This is a genomic window from Rothia sp. 18CD1-1 (assembly GCF_055285355.1).
In genome coordinates this window covers 260,947-282,523 of sequence record NZ_JBUZLI010000001.1, presented here as the reverse complement: position 1 = coordinate 282,523, position 21,577 = coordinate 260,947, and the positions used below count along the sequence as shown (strand labels likewise).

Below are 21,577 nucleotides of genomic sequence, written 5' to 3'. Positions count from 1 at the left end.
TGCGGCAACAGATACGTGCTGCCGTTCTACATAGTTATACACCCACCGTGCCTCGCGTGCCGATTCTGCCGAGACTACCGGCAGTGCTCACCCTAGTTTTTCTTTGCCCGCCCGAATAGCAGGGAGGCCGCCGCGGTAGCACCGGTTACCGTATAAACCGAGGGCCAGGCACCTATCTTTTTGGCTAGAGCGTGCGAGTAGCCAAAGCTTCCCAGGTAGACTCCGGTGAGGGCAAGCGCGGTACCCACTCCCCTGTTTTTCTTCCAGCCGGCAAAAGCTACCGCACCGCCGGCTGCTAGACCTATGCCGCCTACCGCGCGTATTCCGGTGCGGCGGGCCAGGGAGTATCCGCCGATGAGACCGGCTGATGCTGCCGCGGTGGGTACCAGAACGTTCATTATTTATCTCCTTGCAGATTTTTAACATTCATGTTTTCGCATACCGTATGCGCAAATAATTCTCTATCCCTCAACAGCCTAACCCCAACACCGGTTAAAAGTTGAACCTTTTGGCCGGGCACCGGTGCGGTGTTTGATACGCCGGGTGCGGGTGGGAAAGAATGGAGGCATGACCGAGACCCAAAAAACCAATGTTGAATCTTTCGACCTTGACCACCGGGCGGTTTCTGCACCCTACGTGCGGGTAGCCGGCCGCCAAGAGCTTCCCGGGGGCCAGACCCTCATCAAATACGATATTCGTTTCTGCCAACCCAACACCGAACACCTCGAGATGAAGGCCATTCATTCTATCGAGCATATGAGCGCCCACTATATGCGTAACCACACCGATTCCCTCATCGATTTTTCCCCGATGGGCTGCCAGACCGGTTTTTATGCGCTGACCCTGGGGGTTGAGCCACAGGAGTTTCTGCCCCTGCTTGCCGTGACCCTGCAGGATATCCTGGACGCGACCGAGGTCCCCGCCGCCAACGAGGTACAGTGCGGCTGGGGTGCCAACCATTCTCTTGAGCAGGCACAGGCAGCGGTGCAAGATTTTCTGGCCCGCCGCGACGACTGGGAGCAGGTGATGGCCTAGTGGTGCTCATCTCGCCCGCACATTTTCATGCGGCGGCGGTCATCCAGGTGGCGATGGATGAGGAAGCCGCTCCTTTTTTCGATCTCAGTGAGGAGGCCGGCGAATCGTTTTCGCACGGAGAGGCCGAGTTCTACCCCCGCACCGTCACCGGTGATACGGGTGAGGTGCCTTTTTTGTTGGTGCGCTCGCGTATCGGGTTGGTTAACGCTGCTGCGGCGGCCACGGCCGCGCTTTTGGTGGCACCGGGTGCCGGTGTTGTGGTTTCTGCGGGTACCGCCGGTGGTTTGCGGGCCGATGTGCGGGTGGGCGATATCGCCGTAGGCACTGACTACCTTTACACCGATGCTGACGCTTCTGCTTTTGGCTATGCGCGCGGGCAGGTGCCCGGTATGCCGGAGAGGTATCGTAGCCCGGTTTCCCTGGTGGAGCGGGTGAAAGCCGCGGTGTCCGGTGGTAGTCAGCGGGTTTTGTTTGGGACCATGCTCTCAGGGGGTTCTTTTGTGACGGCGGCGAATGTGTCCGATACCCGCCAGGTGTTCCCGGATGCGGTGTCCACCGATATGGAGACCACCGCTATCGCCCAGGTGTGTGCGAGTCAGGGGGTGGCTTTTATTGCGGCCCGCGGTATTTCTGACCTGTGCGGGCCGCAGGCGGGGCAGGATTTTCATCTTTCTACCGATAGTGTGGCGCCGCGTTCGGCGCGGCTGGCGCTGTCTGTTGTTGAGGCGGTAGCCTCTTATGATTCTGAGGTTGAGGGAAAGGGTTAATGATGGTGCAAAACCATATTATGCGTGATGGGAACAGTATTGCTCCTCTTGGTTTGGGGACCTACGGGTTGACCGGTGCGGAGGGTGAGACGCTGATTTCTGAGGCGATCCGTGCCGGTTACCGGCTGATTGATACGGCGGTGCGCTATGACAATGAGGAGACGGTGGGTCGGGCGGTGAGCCGGTCCGGTGTGGATCGGGGTCAGCTGTCTGTGGTGACCAAGGTTCCGGGTGCTGATCACGGTTACGGGCCGGCGGTGGAGTCGGTGAAGGGTTCGCTGGCGCGCATGGGGCTTGATTATCTGGATGTGGTGCTGATTCACTGGCCTAACCCCGGCCAGGACTCCTATGTTGATGCCTGGCGCGGGCTTATTGCGGCCCGCGAGCAGGGGTTGGTGAAGTCTATCGGTGTCTCTAATTTTTTGCCCGAGCATATTGACCGGCTGATTGCTGAGACCGGTGAAACCCCGGTGCTTAACCAGGTGGAGCTCAACCCCTATTTTCAGCGGGAGCGGTTGCGGGGCTATAACGCTGACCGCGCTATCATCACCGAGTGCTGGGCGCCTCTGGGGCGGAAGACCGACCTGCTGGAGAACCCCGTGCTTGCGGCTATTGCTGAGGAGGTGGGGAGGTCTGTGGCTCAGGTGGTGCTTCGTTGGGAGGTGCAGCAGCAGCTGCTCCCCATACCGAAGAGTAGGAATCTTGACCGGCTGGTGCAGAATCTTGACGTGTTCACCTGGGAGCTCACCGAGGAGCAGATGGGCAGGATCAGCAGTCTTGATACCGGTGTGTCTGGATTTGGTCTTGACCCGCGGGATCACGAAGAGTACTAGGGTAGAGCACGGTCCCGAGTGCGTAGGGCAAGCTTCATAAAACTTAATAATCGTGGTAGGGTGAAATATTTTTTGCCCTACCACGGTATGTTTTGCCCACTGAACGGCCTACAGTGTTGGCGCGTGTTTTACCGAGAATATGCCCGCCCACCACCGGTGTTGTGCCGCCATTTAAGGGGACAACTCTTGAGGTCAACCGCTACTCCACGACCCTGCCGAACACGGTAAAGATACTAGACAAACACTGTAAGAGCTGACTAGCCTAACAAGCAAATACCGCAACAAAGTTAAAAACTACCGATGCTTGAAAGGGTTGGTTTTTATGTCTGTTTCTGTGTTTCTACAGGCCGGTGGTCAGGAGGGTTAATGATGTCTTCTCAGTATTCTTTGTCTGCTTATGCTTCGGGGTTTTCTGTGGGGAGTCCTGGTCTGTCTCGGCCGGTTGATTGGTTTCCTCTTTCTGGTGGGGATCCGGCTCCGGGTAATCCTTATGGGTGGGATTCGATTATTGCTCACTGGGGTACTCAAGCAAAAACTTTTCAAGGTTTGGATAATAATCTGGCTCAGATTGATTTGGGTGAGACGAGATCAGATCGTATTAGCAAGCTTGAGCAGATCAGGCAGGAGGCTAGGGCTAATTTGCAGGATCTGGTGGATAAGATGACTACGGCTGAGGTGACGGTTGGTAATTGGAAAGCTGATTTGATTAGTATGCAGACTCGGGCGGATCAGGCTTTGCGGGCTGCTCGAGCGACGTGGGATTCAGGGTTTGGTGCGCGGGTCTCGTTGGTAGCTGATGAGACAGGGATATCTCTTTCTCGTGTGGGTGAGGAAGATGGTGGTATTTTATCGAGTCCTTTAGTGTCTTATTTGGATGCTGAGTATCCTGATGAGATGGCGACTATTCGTCGGGCTCAGCAGGTCGTGGATGAGGTGCGGGGTGAGTATCGGCATAAGATACAGATCGCGGTGAGTGAGTATCGGATTACTGATATTGAGCAGGTTGCGACTTTGGGTAGGTTTTCTACGACGAATTCTTATGCTCGGTTTGCTGCGACCGCGGCTCGTATTCTGGAAGAAGTGACCGGGGTTGATGCTCAGATTTTGGATGCTGTGGCGGTGAAAGCTGCTGGGGCGGGGAAGTCTGCGGAGGCTTATCGGGTTTATCTCAAGGCTTTGGAGGAGCTTTCTGTTGAAGAGTTGAGTGTGTTTTTTATTGCTCATAGTGATCTAGCTTTTTATCCTTTGGCCGGTACCGGGGACACGGTTTGGGATGCGGCTACGGTCAAGGCGTGGTGGGCCGGGCTTTCTGAGGACCAGCGCCAGACCCTGGTTCAGACTGCTCCGGGTTTGGTGGGGAATTTGAACGGGGTGCCCTATAGTGTCCGGGATCAGGCTAACCGGGTTCTGGTGGATAAATTGTTATCGGAGCGGAACCCGGCGAATCTGGACGAGCCCAGCCTGGAAGCACTCCGCAAGGTCCAGGAAGCAGCCAAGATGGGCAGCAAAGAAGCCCCGGTATCCATTGTGCTCTTGGATATTTCTAATAGTAGGGATGATGATGGGGTGGATGAGAATAATGTGCTGGCTGCGACCGCGGTCGGGGACGTGGATACTGCTGATGCGGTCACGGTAGCGATTCCGGGCATGAATAATAATGTCACCGCCAGCATGAAAGACATGACCAAGCACGCCACCACCATCTACAACCACCAGCAAAGGCAGCTACTTGATACCGGTAAGACTACGGCTACCATCGCTTATATAGGGTATGAGACGCCTACTCAGGATGATACGACATCGACTTCTTTAGAGTATATGGCCAGGGATATAGCAAAACTGGCTGTTCCTGAATCCTGGCTTCCCTCCCCGGACGATACCCGTAGCGTTTTCAGTAACGAGCTCGCTATCCGAGGCGGACAACAGTTAGCCGCTTTTGTGGACGGGGTTAATGTTACTAAGTCTGCTACTACCGTGGTTCCTGAGCACGGTGCCGGGGTCACCGATGCTTATAACGACCCCTATGTGTCGGTGCAGGCTCATTCTTACGGGACGACCACTACGGCTGAGGCTCTCTCGACGATGCAGACCGCGGCTGATAATGCTGTGTTTTATGGTTCTGCTGGTTTGACGAAGGAGGCTGTGGAAGCGGCTAATGCCGGGGACTGGCGGTTAGAAAAGAATGATCAGGGTGAGCAGCAGCTCTATAGTAGCCGCCCCTCCATGGACTGGTTGGCCCCGTTTGGCCAGTACGGGTCTTACCGCAAACACCCTCATAATATCGATTTCGTCCAAGAATTCGGGGAGACTGCTCTGGTTGATGCTCAGGGTAATTATTGGCATGATGTGGATCATCACCCGGTCGATACCAGTAGTGATCCTTCTTTTACTGATCCTGGTTTCGGTGAGCAACAAGGCTACTGGGCTCCAGACGCGGCGACTATGTTAGAGGGCCAAGAAGCAGCCCTCAAGAGCATGGCCCCGCAGAGGGAGGGTGTGTATTTGAGGGCTTATTATTATGAGAGGAATCCCCAGAGTGGTCTTTATACTAAGATCACGGTGACTGAGCAGATGCTTGAAAGTGCTCGGGCTACCGGGTCTTTTGATCTCCTTATAAAGAAAATGGCTGATTCCCAAGGAATCAACCTCGACGATGTGGTCAGTAATGGCCCGGTACCGGTTGATTCCACAAGCCAGTCCTCAGACTAGTGCAAGGAGACCCACATCATGACAGCTAGGCCAAATACCCCTACACACCTACCAGCCCCGGTACTCCCGGCCAGTAAAACCAGGAACAGGTTCCCCCGGAAGGCTCTTAGTATCTTGCTCGTAGTCCCTATTCTGTTGCTGGCTGGGTGTATTGAACGGGTAGACACGGTAGAAGACCTGCCGGTTGATGAAGCAACACAGGCACAGATCAGACAAGACTTTTATGCTGCTGTAAGACAGGAGGTGGAGGCCGCCACCTCCTATACCGGCCACGACCCAACCATCTATACCCATGGGAATGGGGAGACCTTTGATATCGCAGAGGTGCAACCTGATTCTGATGACTACCCCTACAGGGCCTGTGGTGATAATCCGAAAACCAAGGAGTCCCTCTACCTACTCAGCCTGAGTATCTCTTATGAGTCTCTAGGCTACACTCATGAGCAATACCGACAGATGCTAGATCACATGAACAAAATCTGGGAAGAACAAGGGCACGATGTTAAATCTATTGCCCTCACAAACGGTGGTACTGAAAATGTCTACTACACCGAGCTAGGCACCCGCGTCTCTCATTTCATCTCATCCGGAGGAGAAATCATAGGCATAGAAACCACTTGTGTTCTGCCTGAGACCCCGCCCTCGCGTCCTTCGGCCAGTTAAACAGTACAGGCTATTAGTCCCCGCAGAGGGAGGGTGTGTATTTGAGGGCTTATTATTATGAGAGGAATCCCCAGAGTGGTCTTTATACTAAGATCACGGTGACTGAGCAGATGCTTGAGAATGCTCGGGCTACCGGGTCTTTTGATCAGCTTATGAAGAAAATGGCTGATTCCCAAGGAATCAACCTCGACGATGTGGTCAGTAATGGCCCGGTACCAATTGACTCCACCCCCGATCAAGGAAACCAACAATGAAAACCACACCCACATCTTCACTACCGGTCACGGCCACACAGAACAAGAACAGGCTCCCTCGTAGGGTCCTGGCGGTGCTGTTGGTGGTTCCTGTGCTGTTACTGGCCGGGTGTGTTGAGAGGGTAGACACGGTAGAAGATCTCCCGGTTGATGAGGCTACCCAGGCTCGGATCTGGGAGGATTTTCTGACCTCAGCCCGGCAGGAGATAGAGACCACCCTGGAATACACCGGTCACGACCCGACCATCTATACGCATGGTACCGGTCGCACCTTTGATATCGCAGACGTGCAACCCGACTCTGACTACTATCCCTACAGTGCCTGTGATAGTAATCCTAAAACTAAGGAGTCTCTATACATGATCAGCCTACGGATCTCTGATGAGTCGCAAAACTATACTCATGAGCAGTACCGGCAGATGCTAGATCACATGAACAAAATCTGGGAAGAACAAGGACACGATGTTAAATCTATTACCCTCACAAACGGCGGTACTGAAAATGTCTACTACACCGAGCTAGGCACCCGTGTCTCTCATTTCATCTCATCAGTCGGAGATACCATAGACGTGGAATCAGCCTGTGTTCTGTCTAAGACCCCGCCCTCGCGTCCTTCGGCCAGCTAGCCCAGAAAGAAACCATGTGCACCCAACAAAAGCTGCCTCTGGAGTCTTTGGGTAAGTCTTATTGCATATGTGTAGGGTACGAGACTCCCCAGCTTGCTAGAACCGCCGATACCGCGAAAAACCTTAAACGATACCCAGGCATCGCCCAGCCTCGGCGACGTCCCGGTTCATCTGCGCAATCAGTAGCTCGGGTCCCTCATAGGCAACAATGTCGCGTAGCCTGTGCGTAAACTCCAAGACCACCCGCTGACCGTAAAGGTTAAAGTCCTCCACGGCCTCCTCGGGGCGGTCAATCACATGTGCCTCCACCTGCCGGCATGTCAGCCCCTCAAAGGTCGGGTTAGTGCCCACCGAGATAGCCACCGGGTGACGCTGCCCGGCCCCATCCACCAGCCAGCCGGCATACACGCCGTCCGCGGGAATAAAACCGTCGGACTCCGGGCCCATGTTGGCGGTGGGAAAACCCAGGGTACGGCCCCGTGCGGCACCGTGCACCACCTCACCGCTCACCCGGTGAGGCCGGCCCAAAAGCCCCGCCGCAGACTCAACGTCACCGCCTGCAAGCAGCTCCCTAATACGGGTAGACGATGTTCGGTGCAGGTCATCAGCCATCAGGTCATCAACCGCCACCACATCAAAGCCGTACTTCTCCCCCAGCTTCCGCATCACCAGCAAATCCCCGGAATTTCCGCGACCAAACCGCACGTCATCACCCACCACCACATACCGGGCGTGCAGACAGTCAACAAAGGTGTTTTTCACAAATTCTTCGGGGCTCTGCCGCGCAAAATCCAGGGTGTAGTGAATCAGCAGGTATGCCTCAATACCCAGCAGCTCTAGAAACCTCTGGCGGTCCCGCTGCCCCATAATCTCCTGCAAAGGAGCCGATGGGCGGTGCACACTCACCGGGTGCGGGTCAAAAGAAACCGCCGCAGCAACCAGCCCCTGCTCACGGGCAAGACGACTCACGGTACGTAGCACCGCCGCGTGGCCGGTGTGCACGCCGTCAAAATTACCAATGGTCACCACCGAGGGGCCAAAATCAGCGGGAACATCGCTGAGTCTCCGGTACAGTTCCATCTCTCTCCTTTGCGCCTCTCCCATACTAGGCTAAAGCAGGCCCGGCACACAGAAACGCAAGCCGTTTTGTTCCTACTTCTGCCCCAGAGACGCGGCACGGGTGTGAAAGAGCCACCACAGGCCAACCACCGGAAGCAGCAGCGGAATATAGCCGTAGCCCTGCCCAAAATGCGACCACACCGAGGCAATCGGAAAATACTCGGGATAAACAGTAGAGAAAATACCCACCCCAAGAACACCGACCAGCTCAACCACCAGAGCAGACACGGCTATCCGCCATGAAACCGCATCTTTTCTCGCCAAAAATACGGTGGCCACAATATAGATCACCGCGCTCACGGCAGAAAGCGAAATCGACAGCGGTGCCTCATCGAACTTACGGATCATCTGATAGGCCGCCCGTGCCCCGGCAGAGAGCGAAAAAATCCAGTACACAACAATAAGGATCCTACCGAATCCGCTATTTTTAGCGGGGGCTGTCTGGCTCATGCTCTTACTCGCTGTCTCTCTTACTCGGCTACGGGGAAAATTTCGGACAAAACTACCGGGACCATACTAGTAGTAGTACCAGATGATATTCATGCGCTGCACCATCACAATCAGCACCGGTCCCACCAGTGCCAAAACCAGGGTTGCCCAGCGAGAACGCTCACTCATCGACCAGGTAAAAGCACCGGCGGGTATCACCATAGCGGTCAACAGGTAGCCGTAGTATTCAAGCCAGTCACCACCGGGGCCGTCGGTTACCACCTGCATAATAATCGAACCCACCAGGTAGATAAACAGCCAGCCCTGAAGGGCAATAACTGCACCCTGACTCCAGTCATCAGGTTCTCTACCCCGAAGGAACTGCCAGAAACATATCACGAACGCGGCAGCCCCCAGCACCAGGGTGATCCAAAACCAGAAATCATAGCCCCCAATCATTGCTACACCCCGGTCTCGAAGGCCCGGTCAAACCGCTGCCCCGCCTCAAAAACCAGTACCGGGGCAGACACCTGCCTCCCCTTCACCTCCCTGTTCTCCACCAGGGCCACCAGCTGACCCGAAGGAGCATAAGCGGCAACCACCCCCCGAGACTTCTCCCCGGTTCCCCGGCCCGTGTCAGACAAAACCGGCTCGGGCTCGATGGGGCGACCATAGGAAAGATCCGTTGCCTGCTCGGGGCTGAGCGACCTCACCGGAAAAAGCCGTGCCGCCACATCGTCGAGCAAGAGCAGGGGCAGACGGTGCCCGGACTCTACCGTCTCTTCCAGGTCCACCAACGTGTGTGCCTCGCGCAATTCCACTCCGCCAACCCGGGTACGGCGCAGGGCCCTCACGTGCCCCCCCACCCCCAGGGCGGCCCCCAGGTCACGGGCCAGCGCCCGAATATAGGTGCCCGCAGAACAGGAAACAGTCACATCGAGATCACAAAATTTTCTACCCGACCCGTCGGTGTCCACCGTGTCTATGCCGTGCACACTAAAATCCGATACCCGCACCGGCCGGGGATCCAGCCGCACCTGTTCACCGCCGCGCACCCGCGCATAAGCACGCACACCGTTCACCCGAATAGCAGAAACCGCAGACGGAACCTGCATAATATCGCCCGTCAATTTTTTAGTTTCCTGCCCAATAAGCTCCGGTGTCAGCGCAGCCAGCCTCCCCGGGTCAGCAAGCTCAACCAGCTGTCCCTCAGCATCATCGGTTACCGTCACCGCACCCAAACGGATGGTCGCGCGATAGGTCTTCGACTCCCCCACCAGCCACCTCAGCAGTTTGGTCGCCTTACCCACACCCAGAATCAGCAGTCCGGTTGCCATCGGGTCAAGGGTCCCGGCGTGGCCTACCCGGGAGGTTTTAGCCAGTCTCCGCACCCGGGAAACCACATCATGACTGGTCATACCCGCCGGCTTATCCACCACGATCAGCCCGGACGGGCCACTATGCTGTTTCTTAGCCACAGCTCGTTAGTCTTCACTCTCATCGTCAGCGGCCTCGGGCTGCTTATAGGGATCCGCGTCACCGGCGTACTCGGCCCCGACAGAAGCGGCGGCAAGCTGTTCATCACGCTCACGGGTCTTACGCAGAAGATCCTCCAGATGGGCGGCATTGACGGGAACCTCATCAGCCACAAAAGTCAGGGTCGGAGTCAGACGGGCAGTAATATTCTTGCCCACCTCGGACCGTAGAACTCCCCGAGCAGATTCCAGTGCCGCCCGTGTAGCGGCCTGCTCCTCCTCACTGCCATACACCGTATAGTAGACGGTCGCATGCTGTAAATCATTGGTCACCCGCGCATCGGTCACGGTCACAAAACCCAGCCGCGGATCCTTAATACGGCGCTCCAAAGCCTGGGCAACAATCACCTTAATACGATCAGCCAGGCGGGCAGCGCGTGCCGCATCAGCCATGGTCCTCTCCTTCTTCAGTCCTTACAGGTAAGTCTATCGTCAGTCCCACGCGGGGCGAGCGGGGCCGGCCCACAGACCATCCCCGCTCGCCCCGTGTCAACCGGCTACAGAGCCTAGACCCGCGGCTTCTCCCGTAGCTCCCAGGTCTCGATCATATCGCCCTCTTTAATATCGTTGAAAGAGCCCAAACCGATACCGCACTCGTAGCCCTCACGCACCTCGGTGGCATCGTCCTTGAACCGTCGTAGCGACTCAATCGTGAGATTATCCGACACCACCACGCCGTCACGCACCAGGCGTGCCTTCGAATTACGTCGAATAATACCCGACCTCACCAGCGAACCGGCGATGTTACCCCACTTGGAGGAACGGAAGACCTCACGGATCTCGGCAGAGCCCAGCTCAACCTCCTCGTACTCGGGCTTGAGCATACCCTTGACGGCCGCCTCAATATCGTCGATTGCCGAGTAGATCACCGAGTAGAACTTCATCTCCACGCCCTCGCGGTCGGCAAGCTCGTTTACCCGCTCGGCCGGACGCACGTTGAAGCCGATAATCACCGCGTTATCCACCGTGGCCAGGTTGACGTCATTCTGGGTGATCGCGCCAACACCGCGGTGAATCACCCTGATCTGCACCTCGTCGCCGCCGGCATCGATCTTCATTATCGACTCCTCCAGCGCCTCAACGGCACCCGAAACATCACCCTTAATAATGAGGTTGAGGGTGTCCATCTTGCCCTCGGCCACCGCATCGTCAAAGGACTCCAGGGTAACCCGCTTACGACGCTTAGCCAGCTGAGCATTCCGGTCCGCGGCCTCACGCTTCTCGGCAATCTGCCGTGCCGTGCGCTCCTCATCGGTCGAAAGGAAGGTGTCACCGGCACGGGGCACGGTTGACAGACCCAGCACCTGAACCGGTCGGGACGGCCCGGCCTCGGTAATATTGTGGCCGTTCTCATCGAACATGGCCCGCACGCGGCCGTGAGCAACACCGGCCACGATAGCATCCCCAACGTGCAGGGTACCCGACTGCACCAGCACGGTGGTCACCGCACCGCGGCCCTTATCGAGGTTAGCCTCAATAGCTACACCGCGGGCCTCCTTATTGGGGTTGGCCTTCAGCTCCAGCGCACCGTCGGTGGTCAGGATAACCGCCTCAAGCAGCTCGTCAATGTGCAGGTTCTGCCGCGCAGAAACATCAACAAACATGGTGTCCCCACCGTACTCTTCGGGTATCAAACCGTATTCGGTGAGCTGTCCACGAATCTTATCGGGGCTAGCGCCCTCTTTATCAATCTTGTTCACGGCCACCACGATCGGCACCTCGGCCGCCTGGGCGTGGTTGAGTGCCTCAACGGTCTGCGGCATCACGCCGTCGTCGGCGGCAACCACCAGCACCGCGATGTCGGTTACCTGCGCACCGCGGGCACGCATGGCGGTGAATGCCTCGTGGCCGGGGGTGTCGATAAAGGTGATCTTTCGGGGCTCACCCCCCACCTCGGTGGTGATCTGGTACGCGCCGATATGCTGGGTGATACCGCCGGCCTCCCCCTCTATCACGTTGGTGTTCCGGATAGCATCGAGAAGCCGGGTTTTACCGTGATCGACGTGACCCATCACGGTCACGACCGGCGGACGGAACTCCAGCACGTCCTCGCCCTCGCCCTCGGCTTCTGCCTCAAGATCAATATCGAAGGACTCCAGCAGCTCACGCTCTTCGTCTTCGGGGGAGACAATCTGTACCTTGTAGCCCAGTTCCGCACCGAGAAGCTCGAAAGTGTCCTCATCCAGTGACTGGGTCTGGGTTGCCATCTCTCCCAGGTGGAAGAGCACGGTGATCAGCGAAGCCGGATTTGCCTCAATTTTTTCGGCAAAATCCATGATTGAGGCACCGCGGCGCAAACGCACCAGGGTCTCGCCGTCGCCGCGGGGCACAACCACACCGCCCACACTGGGTGCCTGCAGCTGCTCCTGCTCGCGACGCTTTGCTGCCCTCGATTTCTTTGAGCGCTTACCGCCACCGCGGCCAAAAGCACCCTGGGCATTACCGCGCCCGCCGGGGCCCCCGCGGCCCGGACCGCGGTTAAAGCCGCCGGTACCACCGCGGCGGGGGCCTGAGCCGCTACCGCTGCGTCCACCACCGGGAGCACCGGAAGCGGGTGCGCCGGCATTGGCTGATATTTTGGGCATCATGTTGGGTGAGGGGCGGTTGCCACCGGGCTGCCTGGTGGTGCTACCGTGCTCTGCACCGGGTGCCGGGCGGCTGGCTGCGGCGGGGTTGGCACCGCGCTGGTTCCGGCCACCTGCCGGGCGGGGCGCATTACCGGAACGGTTACCACCGCTGCCACCGCGCTGGTTCCGGCCACCTGCCGGGCGGGGGCCGCCACCGCGCTCATTGCGGTCACCGCGTTTACCCATCCCCTGCGAGGTGGAGAAAGGGTTGTTTCCCGGTCGCGGCCCGGGTTTGGGTCCACCGGGCTTGGGAGCAGCGGGTTTGGGCGCGGCGGGTTTGGGTGCCGCCGGTGTTGCGGCCTCGGGCCGAGTCATCCCCTGCGAGGTAGAGAAAGGATTATTGCCCGGTCGCGGACCCCTGTGAGCAGCCGGCTTGGGTGTTGTCTCCTTGGCCGGTGCAGGACCCGATGTACCCGGTTCGGGTTTTTGGGCGGCGGGGGCATCGTCCGCAGGTTTTGCCGGTGCGGGCCCCGGCTTGGGAACAGCTGCCCGAGGTGCACCCGGCTTGGGCGCGGGTGTCGGCCCGGCAGGCTTTTGCGGCGAAGGACTCGCCGTCTTAGCGTCCTCTGCCGCCGGCTTGCCCTCGGCGGGCTTAGGCTCTGTTGATTCTTTCTTGGGGAAGGCAGCACGCAGCTTCTTCTCCACCGGCGGTTCGACCGTTGATGACGCACTTTTCACGAACTCGCCAAGCTCCTGTAGTTTAGCTACAGCTTCTTTAGATTTAATGCCGAGATCTTTGGCGATCTCGTGCACGCGGGGCTTTGCCACGGTTCTCCTGTTCTGGTTCGCACCAGAACGGCGCGAACCTTCAGTACTTGGAATAGGGGGGCACAGTTCTCACAGAGAACCTGCCCTGTTTTTTGCCGACTTTTGAGCACAGGCTGGTACTCATCGTGCGGCACTCACTGGGTTTCCATCATTTTCTGACTCGCTTTCACACTAAGAAGCCGTCAAACGAGTTGACTTATCTTGGTTGCCTACCCGGGGTCTAGCCCCCGAGAGCGAAACCGGATAATACGGGCGCTATGCTCCTATCACCAGCTCCGCGGCATTCACCCGGGTTCGGAAAGCGCGGCTGAATGCCCCCTTTTTCTGGGCGGCTATCAGACACTCCTGGCTACGGTGGATCCAGGCTCCTCTACCGGGAAGCCGTCGTCGTTCATCCACTACGGCGCGGGGTAGCTGACCCCGGTCCGGCAGACAAACGATTCTGACTAAATCTGATTGAGCGGTTTTTTCTTTGCAACCGATGCAGGTTCGCAGGGGGTCGCTCAGGGTGTCCCCTCCTCACATTGGCCGATAGAACCAGCGCGCAGAACGCCGGTCACGTGATCATACGGGTGCAGGTTCGGTTGAACCATCTTCCAGTCTAGCCCCGCGAGCGGAACTAGACGCAAATAAGTGTTTTAGCCCATATTTTCGTCGGTGATGGCCTGATCGTCCTGAGCAATGGACTCGGCAACCGCCTGCTCATAGCGCGACTGAGAAAGAATATCAATCCGCCATCCGGTGAGCTTGGCAGCCAAACGCGCGTTCTGCCCCTCTTTACCAATGGCCAGTGAAAGCTGGTCGTCGGGAACCACCGCACGCGCCGAGAAAGCGCGCTGGTCTATCACCGACACCGACTTCACCTTCGACGGCGAGAGAGCCGCTGCTATAAACTCAACAGGATCCTCAGAGTAGGTAACAATATCTATTTTCTCGTGATTGAGCTCCTCCATCACAGCGCGCACGCGCGAACCCATTTCGCCGATACAGGAACCTTTGGGGTTAATACCCGGTTTATTCGCCTTCACCGCGATCTTGGTCCGGTGCCCGGCCTCCCGGGCAACCTCCATGATCGACACCGAGCCATCTTGAATCTCGGGAACTTCATGCTCAAACAGGCGACGCACCAGGTTAGGATGCGAGCGCGAAAGCACAATAGAGGGACCCTTGGGGCCGCGGCGGGCCTCAAGAATGTAGGCGCGGATACGGGCCCCGTGCCGGTAGTTCTCACCGGGTACCTGCTCGGAGCTGGGTAAAACCGCCTCCACCGTGCCCAGGTCAACCTGGACCATGCGGGGGTTGGGGCCCTGCTGCACCACACCGGATACCAGCTGACCTTCACGGTCGCGGAATTCACCGAGCAGGTTGGAGTCCTCGGCCTCCCGCAGCCGCTGGAAGATAATTTGTCGCGCGGTTGAGGCGGCGATACGGCCAAAGTTGTTGGGGGTATCGTCAAATTCACCGATAGGCTGGTCATCGTCGTCGAGTTCCGGGGCCCAGATGGTCACGGTGCCGGTTTTTCGGTCTATTTCTGCACGCGAATTTTTGATGGCGCCGGGCTGTTTCTGGTAGGCGAGAAGCAGCGCGTTTTCAATCATGGGAATGAGCTCGTCTATCGCAATATCGCGCTCTTTTTCGAGCAGACGCAGGTTGCTCAGATCAATATCCATTGCAGGCCTTTCCGTGGAGAACAGGGCTAAGATACGCTGGTATCCCGGCTCCGCCGCTGTGGTCGATTCACGCGAGCTGCCCCCGCACAAATTCTTACATTTGGTACTAGATTCTAGCGAAAATAGTTCTAGTGGTTGAATTCAATATCAACTTTTGCGCTAGAAATTGATTCCCAGGGCAGCACCCGAGGTTCTTCGTAGGATTCTTTCTGTCCTTTTTTGGTGTTCTTTTTGCGGCTGATCTGCGGCCCCTCCTCGGTCACATCGAGCAGACGAGCCAAAAATTTTTCCCCCGCAACCGGAGTAATGGCTAACAATCTACCCACCGAGCGGTGCCAGTGGCGGGTTTCGGTGAGACGGCGGGTGGCCCCCGCAGAGGTGACCTCAAGAAGGTAGGGGGCGTCGCCGTCGTCTGCGCTGTCGAGCCGGTCGGACAGTGCCCGCGATATTTCTGCGACAGTGTCTAGGGAGAGCGGCTCGGTACCGCTTGCGTAGTCGACCACAATTTCGAGGGTGCGGTTGTTGCCGCTTCCGCGGGCTGTGAGTCTCTCCAGCACGCAACCGAACTGGCCAACGACAGGCTCTAGGATCTCCTCCATCCTGGCGGTGTCGAGAAAACTCTGCTCTGCATCCGGCGCAGTAATGCCCCGTTCAGCGCGCTGGTTGGCCCGGCGGGTGCGGGCGGTCTCGTGGTGGGTTTTGGCCATATCCCCTCATTTCTGCTCACTTTGTGTAGCCCCCTATCCTACCGGGATGCCGTGTATTTTGCACGATCCGTTCCGGGTGCTCTGAGCGTAATTATCCCGTGTGCAAGAATGGGGTGTTGCCTCATTTTCTAGGGAGTGTGAAGCGGTGAAAATATCGTCGGCGGTTTCATCTATTGCCGCTGTGGGCACGCTGGTGTGTGCCGGTCTAGGTCTGTTTGGCGTGGGCTGGCAGGCTGAGACGAGCCGGCAGCTGGCCGAGAGCGCTGACCTTGCCCGCAGTCTCTATCAGCTACGCGACCTTGCCGAATCGGTGCCCGAAACCCAGCAGAGCCAGGCTACCCTCGCCCTCACCGACGACACCCTGGCCATGCTTCCCGCATCTGCCCGTCGGCAGGGAAGGGCTGAAACGACCCACCTTGAACCCGAACAGCACACCATCAAAGACCGGCTAGAAGATATCACCGAGCAGGCTTATGCCGGCTTTACCACCGCCGACAACCGGCAAGACCGCGCGCTTACACTCGCTATCGCCCAAAAGCTGTGGAAGTTTAGCCATACCGTGTTTGACCCCGGCAGCCAGCTGCCCGATTTTGTAACCGGCAACAGCCCCGAGACCCCCTGTTCGGCCCCTGCCGAGCGGGTGTCGGCCCCCGATCCGGTAGACAGCCTGGCAGACACCGTCAACGCCTACCTCTACACCGCTCAAATATACAGCGCCCGAAGCGATGTCGATCACTACAGTGCTAGCAGAACCGGTGCTGTCGCCACCGGGCTAAACCGGGCTGAGAAATGGCGCAACCAGATCGTCACTAGTATCTCCTGCACATTTTATCCGGCACCGGTCAAAGCCAGCTACAGTGTCGATACCTCGGATCCGCAGGAATCGTTAGAGCACCTACGCGCTGCCGTTATTAGCCACGCCAACACCGCACTGGCTGACCCGGCACTTGCCACCGATACCGCGCTCTTCAACGATCTGGTTGAGCTCACCTTCACCGCCGACAACATCAACGAAGGATAGTTTGATGCCCGTACGCCACGCCACCGACGCAGATATACCCGCTATCACCGACATCTATAACCAGGCCGTGCTCCACACCGTGGCCACCTGGAACGAGTCGACGGTCACCTGCCAAGACCGGCTCCGGTGGCTGCACGACCACCGGGCCCGGGGCTACCCGGTTATCGTGTACACCAATGAGACCGATCGGGCACTCGGCTACGCCACCTTCGGCAGCTGGCGCGCCTGGGAGGGCTACCGCCACACCGTGGAGCACTCTGTCTACGTGCGTGATACGGCCCGCGGGCAGGGTGCAGGAACCCGGCTGATACGCGAACTGATCCGCCTGGCCACAGAACAGAATATGCATATCATGGTCGCCGGTATCACCGGAGAAAACACCGGCTCTATCAGGTTGCACGAACGGCTGGGTTTTCAGCGGGTTGCTACCATGCCGCAGGTGGGCACAAAGTTCGGCAGGTGGCTGGACCTCGTTTTCTTGCAGCTCAAACTCAGCGATGCCGCAAGCCCGGCAGAACTCCCCGGGGGCGACCACCGCCCGGTCCGCTAAAGAATGAGCCTAGTCTGCCACCTCGGCGAGCACCTCGGCACACACGGTGTCAAGACCGACATCCCGGGTCTTTCCGCTGCGGCGGTCTTTGAGTTCCACCCTGCCGTCTTTGAAGCCCCTGCCCACCACCAGGATGGTGGGGACACCCAGTAGTTCTGCGTCACCAAATTTTACGCCGGGGGAAACCTTGGGGCGGTCATCGAACAGGACATCGAGGCCGGCCTCAGCGAGCTCCTCGGCAAGAGCGGCGGCACCGGCCACCAGCTCTTCACCTTTACCGGTAACGAGCAGATGCACGTCGGCGGGAGCCACATTGCGGGGCCAGATGAGTCCCCGATCGTCGTGATTGTCCTCGGCGATCGCGGCTAGTGCCCGGGTGATCCCCACACCGTATGACCCCATGGTCACTGTCTGTAGTTTTCCCCTGTCGTCGAGCACCTTGAGATCCAGGGCCTCCGCGTATTTGCGGCCCAGCTGAAAAATATGCCCCATCTCAATACCCCGGGAGGCAATAAGTGGGCCGGAGCCGTCAGGGGCCGGATCCCCCTCGCGCACCTGACAAGCCTCAACGGTTCCGTCCGCCACAAAATCTCGGCCAACGGTGAGGTGGTAGACGTGTTGACCGTGGGCGTTCGCACCGGTCACCCAGTCGCTCCCCTCCACCACTCGGGGATCCAGAAAATAGGGGATCCCGGTCTCGGATTCTCTACCCAGTAGCGGTTTCTGCGGTGAAAGGCCCGGGCCAATATAGCCTTTTACCAGCTGCGGGTAGGCGCGGAGATCCTCCTCCGTGGCCTGCTCCACTTCCACCTCGCCGCCGATACCCAGGGCGGGGCCGATAGTCGCTTCGAGCCGGCCCGTATCGACCGCACGGTCGCCGGGCACACCCACAGCAGCCAGGGTACGGCTACCGTCGGGGAGTATCACGGCAACCATCACGTTTTTGAGGATATCTGCCGGTTCCCAGGCCCTATCTTCACGACGGTGCAGGGCGTTTGACCTCTCCACCAGGGTGTCGATCGTCGGTGAGTCGGGGGTCTCTAGCACCCGTGCCTCCGGGGTGGTGCTCCAGTCCTTCGCCTCGGGTACCACCGTGGTGACCGCCTCAACGTTAGCCGCGTATCCGGCTTCGCTGTACACAAAAGTGTCTTCACCGATCGGGGTGGGGTGCAGAAACTCCTCGGAGCGGGATCCGCCCATGGCACCGGATTGCGCTTTCACAATCACGATCTCCAGACCTAGCCGCTCAAAAATTCTCTGGTAGGCGATACGGTGGGCAAAGTAGGCATCCTCCAGGCCCCGGTCATCGAGGTTGAAAGAGTAGGAGTCTTTCATAATGAACTCGCGCCCGCGCAACAGCCCTGCACGGGGGCGAGCCTCGTCACGATACTTGGTCTGAATCTGGTAGAGATAAACCGGCAGATCCTTGTAGGAGCTGTACATGTCCTTGACCAGCAGCGTAAACATCTCTTCGTGAGTGGGGGCCAGGAGCATATCTGAGCCGCGACGGTCTGTAAGGCGAAAGAGGTTATCGCCGTACTCGTCCCAGCGGTTGCTCAGCTCGTAGGGTTCTTTCGGCAGCAGGGCGGGAAAGTGGACTTCCTGGGCGCCAATGGAGTTCATTTCTTCGCGCACAATATTTTCCACCCGGGACAGCACCTTGAGACCCAGAGGTAGCCAGGTGTAGATACCGGGTGCTGCCCGGCGAATATAGCCTGCACGTACTAACAGCTTGTGGCTGGCAACTTCGGCATCTGCCGGGTCATCGCGCAGAGTACGCAGAAAGAGCTGTGAAAGGCGGGTAACGGTCACCTGAGTTGTCCAATCCTGTGTAGCTACTCCCCCGTGGGGGCATAATCGTGATCAGTCTACCGCGCCGACAGGCCTCTGGTCAGATAGGGGGCGGGTAAAAGCCGCAGCCGGGGTCTAAAAGAGTACCGTCGCGAACCGGCCCCGCTGTCTCATACCCAGCGACTCGTAGACTTTTCGGGCCCGGCGATTATAGTCGTTGACATAGAGGCTAATATGCGGAAAACGGGGGCGGATAAGCTCAAATGCACGGGCGAGGAGGGGTTCTGATAGGCCCATGCCCCGGTAGCTCGGGTGCAGCCAGACCCCCTGGATCTGGCAGGTATCAGCGTGGGCTAGACCGATATCGGTTTTAAAAACCACGACCTGCTCGCTATTGGTGGCCACCACCGAACGGCCCGTGCGGATCAGCTGGTCGACCCTGCTCGCGTAGCCGGTAGGATCTCGACTCAGCGGGTTATAGCCCACCTCCTCGGTAAACATAGCTACGGAGGCTTGAAGAAGAGAGGGGCGATCCGATGTGCGCGCCCACCTCACCCCGCTCGGATCGATCGGGGGAGCCTCTAGCCGGGCCCGGCCCAGTTTTTGAGATGTCAGGGTGTCCAGGCGCTGGTCCGGGGGAAGATGGAGCAGCGGCTGGTTCTCGCGCACCGAAAATGGCCTACCGATTTTACCGTCAAGCATTTCCCAGAGGGGTAGCACCTCGTGCGCTTCACCGAATAGTGAGGCAATGGTGCGAGAGTATTTTTCAATAACAGCTGCTGCCTGTCGCCGGTACCGGTCCGGTATCACCAGGGGCACACAGTTGGCTCCCAGCCAGAAGGCACCCTCCAGGCGGAACTGTGGCTGAGGCGACTGTTCGCCGGTGCCCCTATTGGTCGCGGACATAGCCGGCTCCGGGTACGCGGCGTTCTGGTCTGCGCCCCTGACCAGGTGTGAGAGCGGGGCTAAGAAATTGTTTGCGGCTGTCCGCAGCCGCCGCGGAAACCCCCGGGTATGCTCGCCCCCGCTGGCCGGTACCGCTGTCTCGGGCGCGGCAAGACCGGTGTTAGCGATCGTCCCTCCAATCTGGCGGGACACAAAAATACCCATGAACCCGTACTGCCGCCGGTGAATTCTCACTGCTGACGGTTCCGGTAGCCCAAAATGGTCAAGGTGCTCGGCGGCGTAGAGGAAAGCCAACGGGTTACCGGCAATGATGGATTCGAGAGCTGCACGGTCACCGGTGTGCAGGGGCCTGATCAGCAGGTCGGGTTTTTTACACCGGTTTGCCATTTAGCTGACAGAGACCTGTGCTTGCTGGGCTGTGCCGTCGGGGGTCCACTCGCCGCGGGCAATCATTTCATCGGCGATTCGGTTTGCTTCGGCGATAAGGGTTTCGACGATTTCTGCTTCGGGTACCGTCTTAATCACTTCCCCTTTCACAAAGATCTGCCCTTTGCCGTTGCCCGATGCAACGCCCAGGTCTGCCTCGCGGGCCTCACCGGGACCGTTGACCACACAGCCCATGACCGCAACGCGCAGCGGCACCTTCATACCCTCGAGGCCCTTGGTCACGTTTTCGGCAAGCTCCCACACATCCACCTGGGCACGTCCGCAGGAGGGGCAGGAGACAATGTCGAGTTGGCGCTGGCGCAGGTTGAGGGACTCCAGAATTTTAAGTCCCACTTTGACTTCCTCAACCGGCGGCGCGGAGAGGGACACCCTGATGGTGTCACCGATCCCGCGGGAGAGCAGTGCCCCAAAGGCGGTGGCCGATTTGATGGTGCCCTGCCAGGCCGGCCCGGCCTCGGTCACACCCAGGTGCAGGGGCCAGTCGCCGGCGGCGGCAAGCTGACTGTATGCCTCCACCATCACCACAGGGTCATTGTGCTTCACCGATATTTTAAAGTCCCGGAATCCGTGCTCTTCAAAGAGGGATGCCTCCCACACGGCAGATTCCACCAGGGCTTCCGGGGTTGCTTTACCGTATTTTTGTAGTAGTCGCTTATCCAGGGAGCCACCGTTGACACCGATACGCAGGGAGACACCGTGGTCGGCGGCCATCTGCGCTATCTCTTTGACCTGATCATCAAATTTGCGGATATTACCGGGGTTTACGCGCACGCCGCCGCACCCGGCCTGAATAGCCTGGTACACGTATTTGGGCTGGAAATGGATGTCGGCTATCACGGGTATCTGTGACTGCTGGGCGATAATGGGCAGTGCCTCTGCATCCTTATCGGTGGGGCAGGCAACACGCACAATATCGCAGCCGGCGGCGGTGAGTTCGGCGATCTGCTGCAGGGTCGAACCGATGTCGTGGGTCTTGGTCGTGGTCATCGACTGCACCGACACCTGAGAGTCAGAGCCAACCCCCACTTTGCCCACTTTTAGCTGGCGGGTTGTACGACGCGGAGCGAGGGTCTGCGGTGCCGGTACCGGCATTCCTAGATCGACCGAGGCCAAGGTATTC

22 protein-coding genes are annotated in these 21,577 nt (G+C 58.5%); 9 read left to right on the top strand and 13 right to left on the bottom strand.

All coding sequences use genetic code 11. The features are described 5' to 3' along the window. Positions 1–92: 92 nt before the first annotated feature. Entirely contained in the window at positions 93–398 is a 306-nt protein-coding gene (locus ACS1BR_RS01325; protein ID WP_463559629.1) for a hypothetical protein, read from the bottom strand. A gap of 169 nt (positions 399–567) precedes the next feature. On the opposite strand from ACS1BR_RS01325, the gene ACS1BR_RS01320 reads away from it, so the two are divergent. The 7 genes from ACS1BR_RS01320 (at position 568) to ACS1BR_RS01290 (ending at position 6,887) form a co-directional block, all read left to right on the top strand. After that, entirely contained in the window at positions 568–1,035 is a 468-nt protein-coding gene (locus ACS1BR_RS01320) for an S-ribosylhomocysteine lyase (RefSeq protein WP_463559627.1), read from the top strand. Beyond that, on the top strand, positions 1,035–1,802 hold the full coding sequence (mtnN, locus tag ACS1BR_RS01315) for a 5'-methylthioadenosine/S-adenosylhomocysteine nucleosidase (protein WP_463559626.1): 768 nt from the start codon (positions 1,035–1,037) through the stop codon (positions 1,800–1,802). Before ACS1BR_RS01320 ends, mtnN begins: the two co-directional genes overlap by 1 nt. Continuing rightward, positions 1,802–2,635, top strand: coding sequence for an aldo/keto reductase (locus ACS1BR_RS01310; RefSeq protein ID WP_463559625.1), 834 nt, complete (start codon positions 1,802–1,804; stop codon positions 2,633–2,635). The genes mtnN and ACS1BR_RS01310 overlap by 1 nt, the downstream gene beginning before the upstream one ends. 300 nt (positions 2,636–2,935) lie before the next feature. Continuing rightward, the gene (locus ACS1BR_RS01305; RefSeq protein WP_463559624.1) at positions 2,936–5,344 is read left to right on the top strand and encodes an alpha/beta hydrolase; all 2,409 of its coding nucleotides are present in this window, start codon (positions 2,936–2,938) and stop codon (positions 5,342–5,344) included. Between the two features lie 18 nt (positions 5,345–5,362). After that, positions 5,363–6,007 carry a hypothetical protein gene (locus ACS1BR_RS01300; RefSeq protein WP_463559623.1) on the top strand — a complete coding sequence of 215 codons (645 nt, stop codon included), beginning with the start codon at positions 5,363–5,365 and terminating at the stop codon, positions 6,005–6,007. 98 nt (positions 6,008–6,105) lie between these two features. Next, entirely contained in the window at positions 6,106–6,261 is a 156-nt protein-coding gene (locus ACS1BR_RS01295) for a hypothetical protein (protein ID WP_463559621.1), read from the top strand. Beyond that, positions 6,258–6,887 carry a hypothetical protein gene (locus ACS1BR_RS01290; protein WP_463559620.1) on the top strand — a complete coding sequence of 210 codons (630 nt, stop codon included), beginning with the start codon at positions 6,258–6,260 and terminating at the stop codon, positions 6,885–6,887. The genes ACS1BR_RS01295 and ACS1BR_RS01290 overlap by 4 nt, the downstream gene beginning before the upstream one ends. A 123-nt stretch (positions 6,888–7,010) precedes the next feature. On the opposite strand, the gene ACS1BR_RS01285 is transcribed toward ACS1BR_RS01290, so the two are convergent. The 9 genes from ACS1BR_RS01285 to ACS1BR_RS01245 all read right to left on the bottom strand — a co-directional run bounded on the left by ACS1BR_RS01285 (position 7,011) and on the right by ACS1BR_RS01245 (position 15,742). Next, entirely contained in the window at positions 7,011–7,967 is a 957-nt protein-coding gene (locus tag ACS1BR_RS01285; RefSeq protein WP_463559619.1) for a bifunctional riboflavin kinase/FAD synthetase, read from the bottom strand. A 72-nt stretch (positions 7,968–8,039) separates the two neighbouring features. Next, on the bottom strand, positions 8,040–8,456 hold the full coding sequence (locus tag ACS1BR_RS01280; protein WP_463559618.1) for a hypothetical protein: 417 nt from the start codon (positions 8,454–8,456) through the stop codon (positions 8,040–8,042). Positions 8,457–8,522: 66 nt separating this feature from the next. Then, a complete protein-coding gene (locus tag ACS1BR_RS01275; RefSeq protein WP_463559617.1) occupies positions 8,523–8,894 on the bottom strand; it encodes a hypothetical protein in 372 nt (123 codons plus the stop codon). Between the two features lie 2 nt (positions 8,895–8,896). After that, a complete protein-coding gene (gene truB / locus ACS1BR_RS01270) occupies positions 8,897–9,913 on the bottom strand; it encodes a tRNA pseudouridine(55) synthase TruB (protein WP_463559616.1) in 1,017 nt (338 codons plus the stop codon). Between the two features lie 6 nt (positions 9,914–9,919). Next, a complete protein-coding gene (gene rbfA, locus ACS1BR_RS01265; protein WP_463559614.1) occupies positions 9,920–10,363 on the bottom strand; it encodes a 30S ribosome-binding factor RbfA in 444 nt (147 codons plus the stop codon). 113 nt (positions 10,364–10,476) lie between these two features. Beyond that, the gene (infB, locus tag ACS1BR_RS01260) at positions 10,477–13,365 is read right to left on the bottom strand and encodes a translation initiation factor IF-2 (RefSeq protein WP_463559613.1); all 2,889 of its coding nucleotides are present in this window, start codon (positions 13,363–13,365) and stop codon (positions 10,477–10,479) included. Positions 13,366–13,620: 255 nt separating this feature from the next. Beyond that, positions 13,621–13,848 carry a YlxR family protein gene (locus tag ACS1BR_RS01255; protein WP_463559741.1) on the bottom strand — a complete coding sequence of 76 codons (228 nt, stop codon included), beginning with the start codon at positions 13,846–13,848 and terminating at the stop codon, positions 13,621–13,623. Between the two features lie 155 nt (positions 13,849–14,003). Beyond that, positions 14,004–15,035 carry a transcription termination factor NusA gene (nusA, locus tag ACS1BR_RS01250; RefSeq protein ID WP_463559611.1) on the bottom strand — a complete coding sequence of 344 codons (1,032 nt, stop codon included), beginning with the start codon at positions 15,033–15,035 and terminating at the stop codon, positions 14,004–14,006. A gap of 128 nt (positions 15,036–15,163) precedes the next feature. Further along, complete coding sequence (locus tag ACS1BR_RS01245) at positions 15,164–15,742, bottom strand: ribosome maturation factor RimP (RefSeq protein WP_463559610.1); 579 nt, start codon at positions 15,740–15,742, stop codon at positions 15,164–15,166. A gap of 145 nt (positions 15,743–15,887) precedes the next feature. On the opposite strand from ACS1BR_RS01245, the gene ACS1BR_RS01240 reads away from it, so the two are divergent. Both ACS1BR_RS01240 and ACS1BR_RS01235 read left to right on the top strand, forming a co-directional pair. Then, positions 15,888–16,763: a hypothetical protein gene (locus ACS1BR_RS01240; RefSeq protein WP_463559609.1), complete on the top strand. Its 876-nt coding sequence runs from the start codon at positions 15,888–15,890 to the stop codon at positions 16,761–16,763. Between the two features lie 4 nt (positions 16,764–16,767). Continuing rightward, positions 16,768–17,313: a GNAT family N-acetyltransferase gene (locus tag ACS1BR_RS01235; protein ID WP_463559608.1), complete on the top strand. Its 546-nt coding sequence runs from the start codon at positions 16,768–16,770 to the stop codon at positions 17,311–17,313. Positions 17,314–17,322: 9 nt separating this feature from the next. Here ACS1BR_RS01235 and ACS1BR_RS01230 read toward each other — a convergent pair whose 3' ends face one another. The 3 genes from ACS1BR_RS01230 to ispG form a co-directional block, all read right to left on the bottom strand. Continuing rightward, entirely contained in the window at positions 17,323–19,125 is a 1,803-nt protein-coding gene (locus tag ACS1BR_RS01230; protein ID WP_463559607.1) for a proline--tRNA ligase, read from the bottom strand. A gap of 114 nt (positions 19,126–19,239) precedes the next feature. Then, positions 19,240–20,397 carry a GNAT family N-acetyltransferase gene (locus ACS1BR_RS01225; protein ID WP_463559605.1) on the bottom strand — a complete coding sequence of 386 codons (1,158 nt, stop codon included), beginning with the start codon at positions 20,395–20,397 and terminating at the stop codon, positions 19,240–19,242. Then, on the bottom strand, positions 20,398–21,549 hold the full coding sequence (gene ispG, locus ACS1BR_RS01220) for a flavodoxin-dependent (E)-4-hydroxy-3-methylbut-2-enyl-diphosphate synthase (RefSeq protein WP_463559739.1): 1,152 nt from the start codon (positions 21,547–21,549) through the stop codon (positions 20,398–20,400). It abuts the gene before it with no gap. Positions 21,550–21,577: the final 28 nt, after the last annotated feature.

Coding starts and splice junctions, on each gene's coding strand:
- ACS1BR_RS01280 (WP_463559618.1), bottom strand. CDS start 8,456: ATGAGCCAGACAGCCCCCGCTAAAAATAGCGGATTCGGTAGGATCCTT.
- ACS1BR_RS01285 (WP_463559619.1), bottom strand. CDS start 7,967: ATGGAACTGTACCGGAGACTCAGCGATGTTCCCGCTGATTTTGGCCCC.
- ACS1BR_RS01245 (WP_463559610.1), bottom strand. CDS start 15,742: ATGGCCAAAACCCACCACGAGACCGCCCGCACCCGCCGGGCCAACCAG.
- ACS1BR_RS01235 (WP_463559608.1), top strand. CDS start 16,768: ATGCCCGTACGCCACGCCACCGACGCAGATATACCCGCTATCACCGAC.
- ACS1BR_RS01225 (WP_463559605.1), bottom strand. CDS start 20,397: ATGGCAAACCGGTGTAAAAAACCCGACCTGCTGATCAGGCCCCTGCAC.
- ACS1BR_RS01325 (WP_463559629.1), bottom strand. CDS start 398: ATGAACGTTCTGGTACCCACCGCGGCAGCATCAGCCGGTCTCATCGGC.
- ACS1BR_RS01290 (WP_463559620.1), top strand. CDS start 6,258: ATGAAAACCACACCCACATCTTCACTACCGGTCACGGCCACACAGAAC.
- ispG (WP_463559739.1), bottom strand. CDS start 21,549: ATGCCGGTACCGGCACCGCAGACCCTCGCTCCGCGTCGTACAACCCGC.
- ACS1BR_RS01305 (WP_463559624.1), top strand. CDS start 2,936: ATGCTTGAAAGGGTTGGTTTTTATGTCTGTTTCTGTGTTTCTACAGGC.
- rbfA (WP_463559614.1), bottom strand. CDS start 10,363: ATGGCTGATGCGGCACGCGCTGCCCGCCTGGCTGATCGTATTAAGGTG.
- nusA (WP_463559611.1), bottom strand. CDS start 15,035: ATGGATATTGATCTGAGCAACCTGCGTCTGCTCGAAAAAGAGCGCGAT.
- ACS1BR_RS01300 (WP_463559623.1), top strand. CDS start 5,363: ATGACAGCTAGGCCAAATACCCCTACACACCTACCAGCCCCGGTACTC.
- ACS1BR_RS01320 (WP_463559627.1), top strand. CDS start 568: ATGACCGAGACCCAAAAAACCAATGTTGAATCTTTCGACCTTGACCAC.
- ACS1BR_RS01310 (WP_463559625.1), top strand. CDS start 1,802: ATGATGGTGCAAAACCATATTATGCGTGATGGGAACAGTATTGCTCCT.
- ACS1BR_RS01275 (WP_463559617.1), bottom strand. CDS start 8,894: ATGATTGGGGGCTATGATTTCTGGTTTTGGATCACCCTGGTGCTGGGG.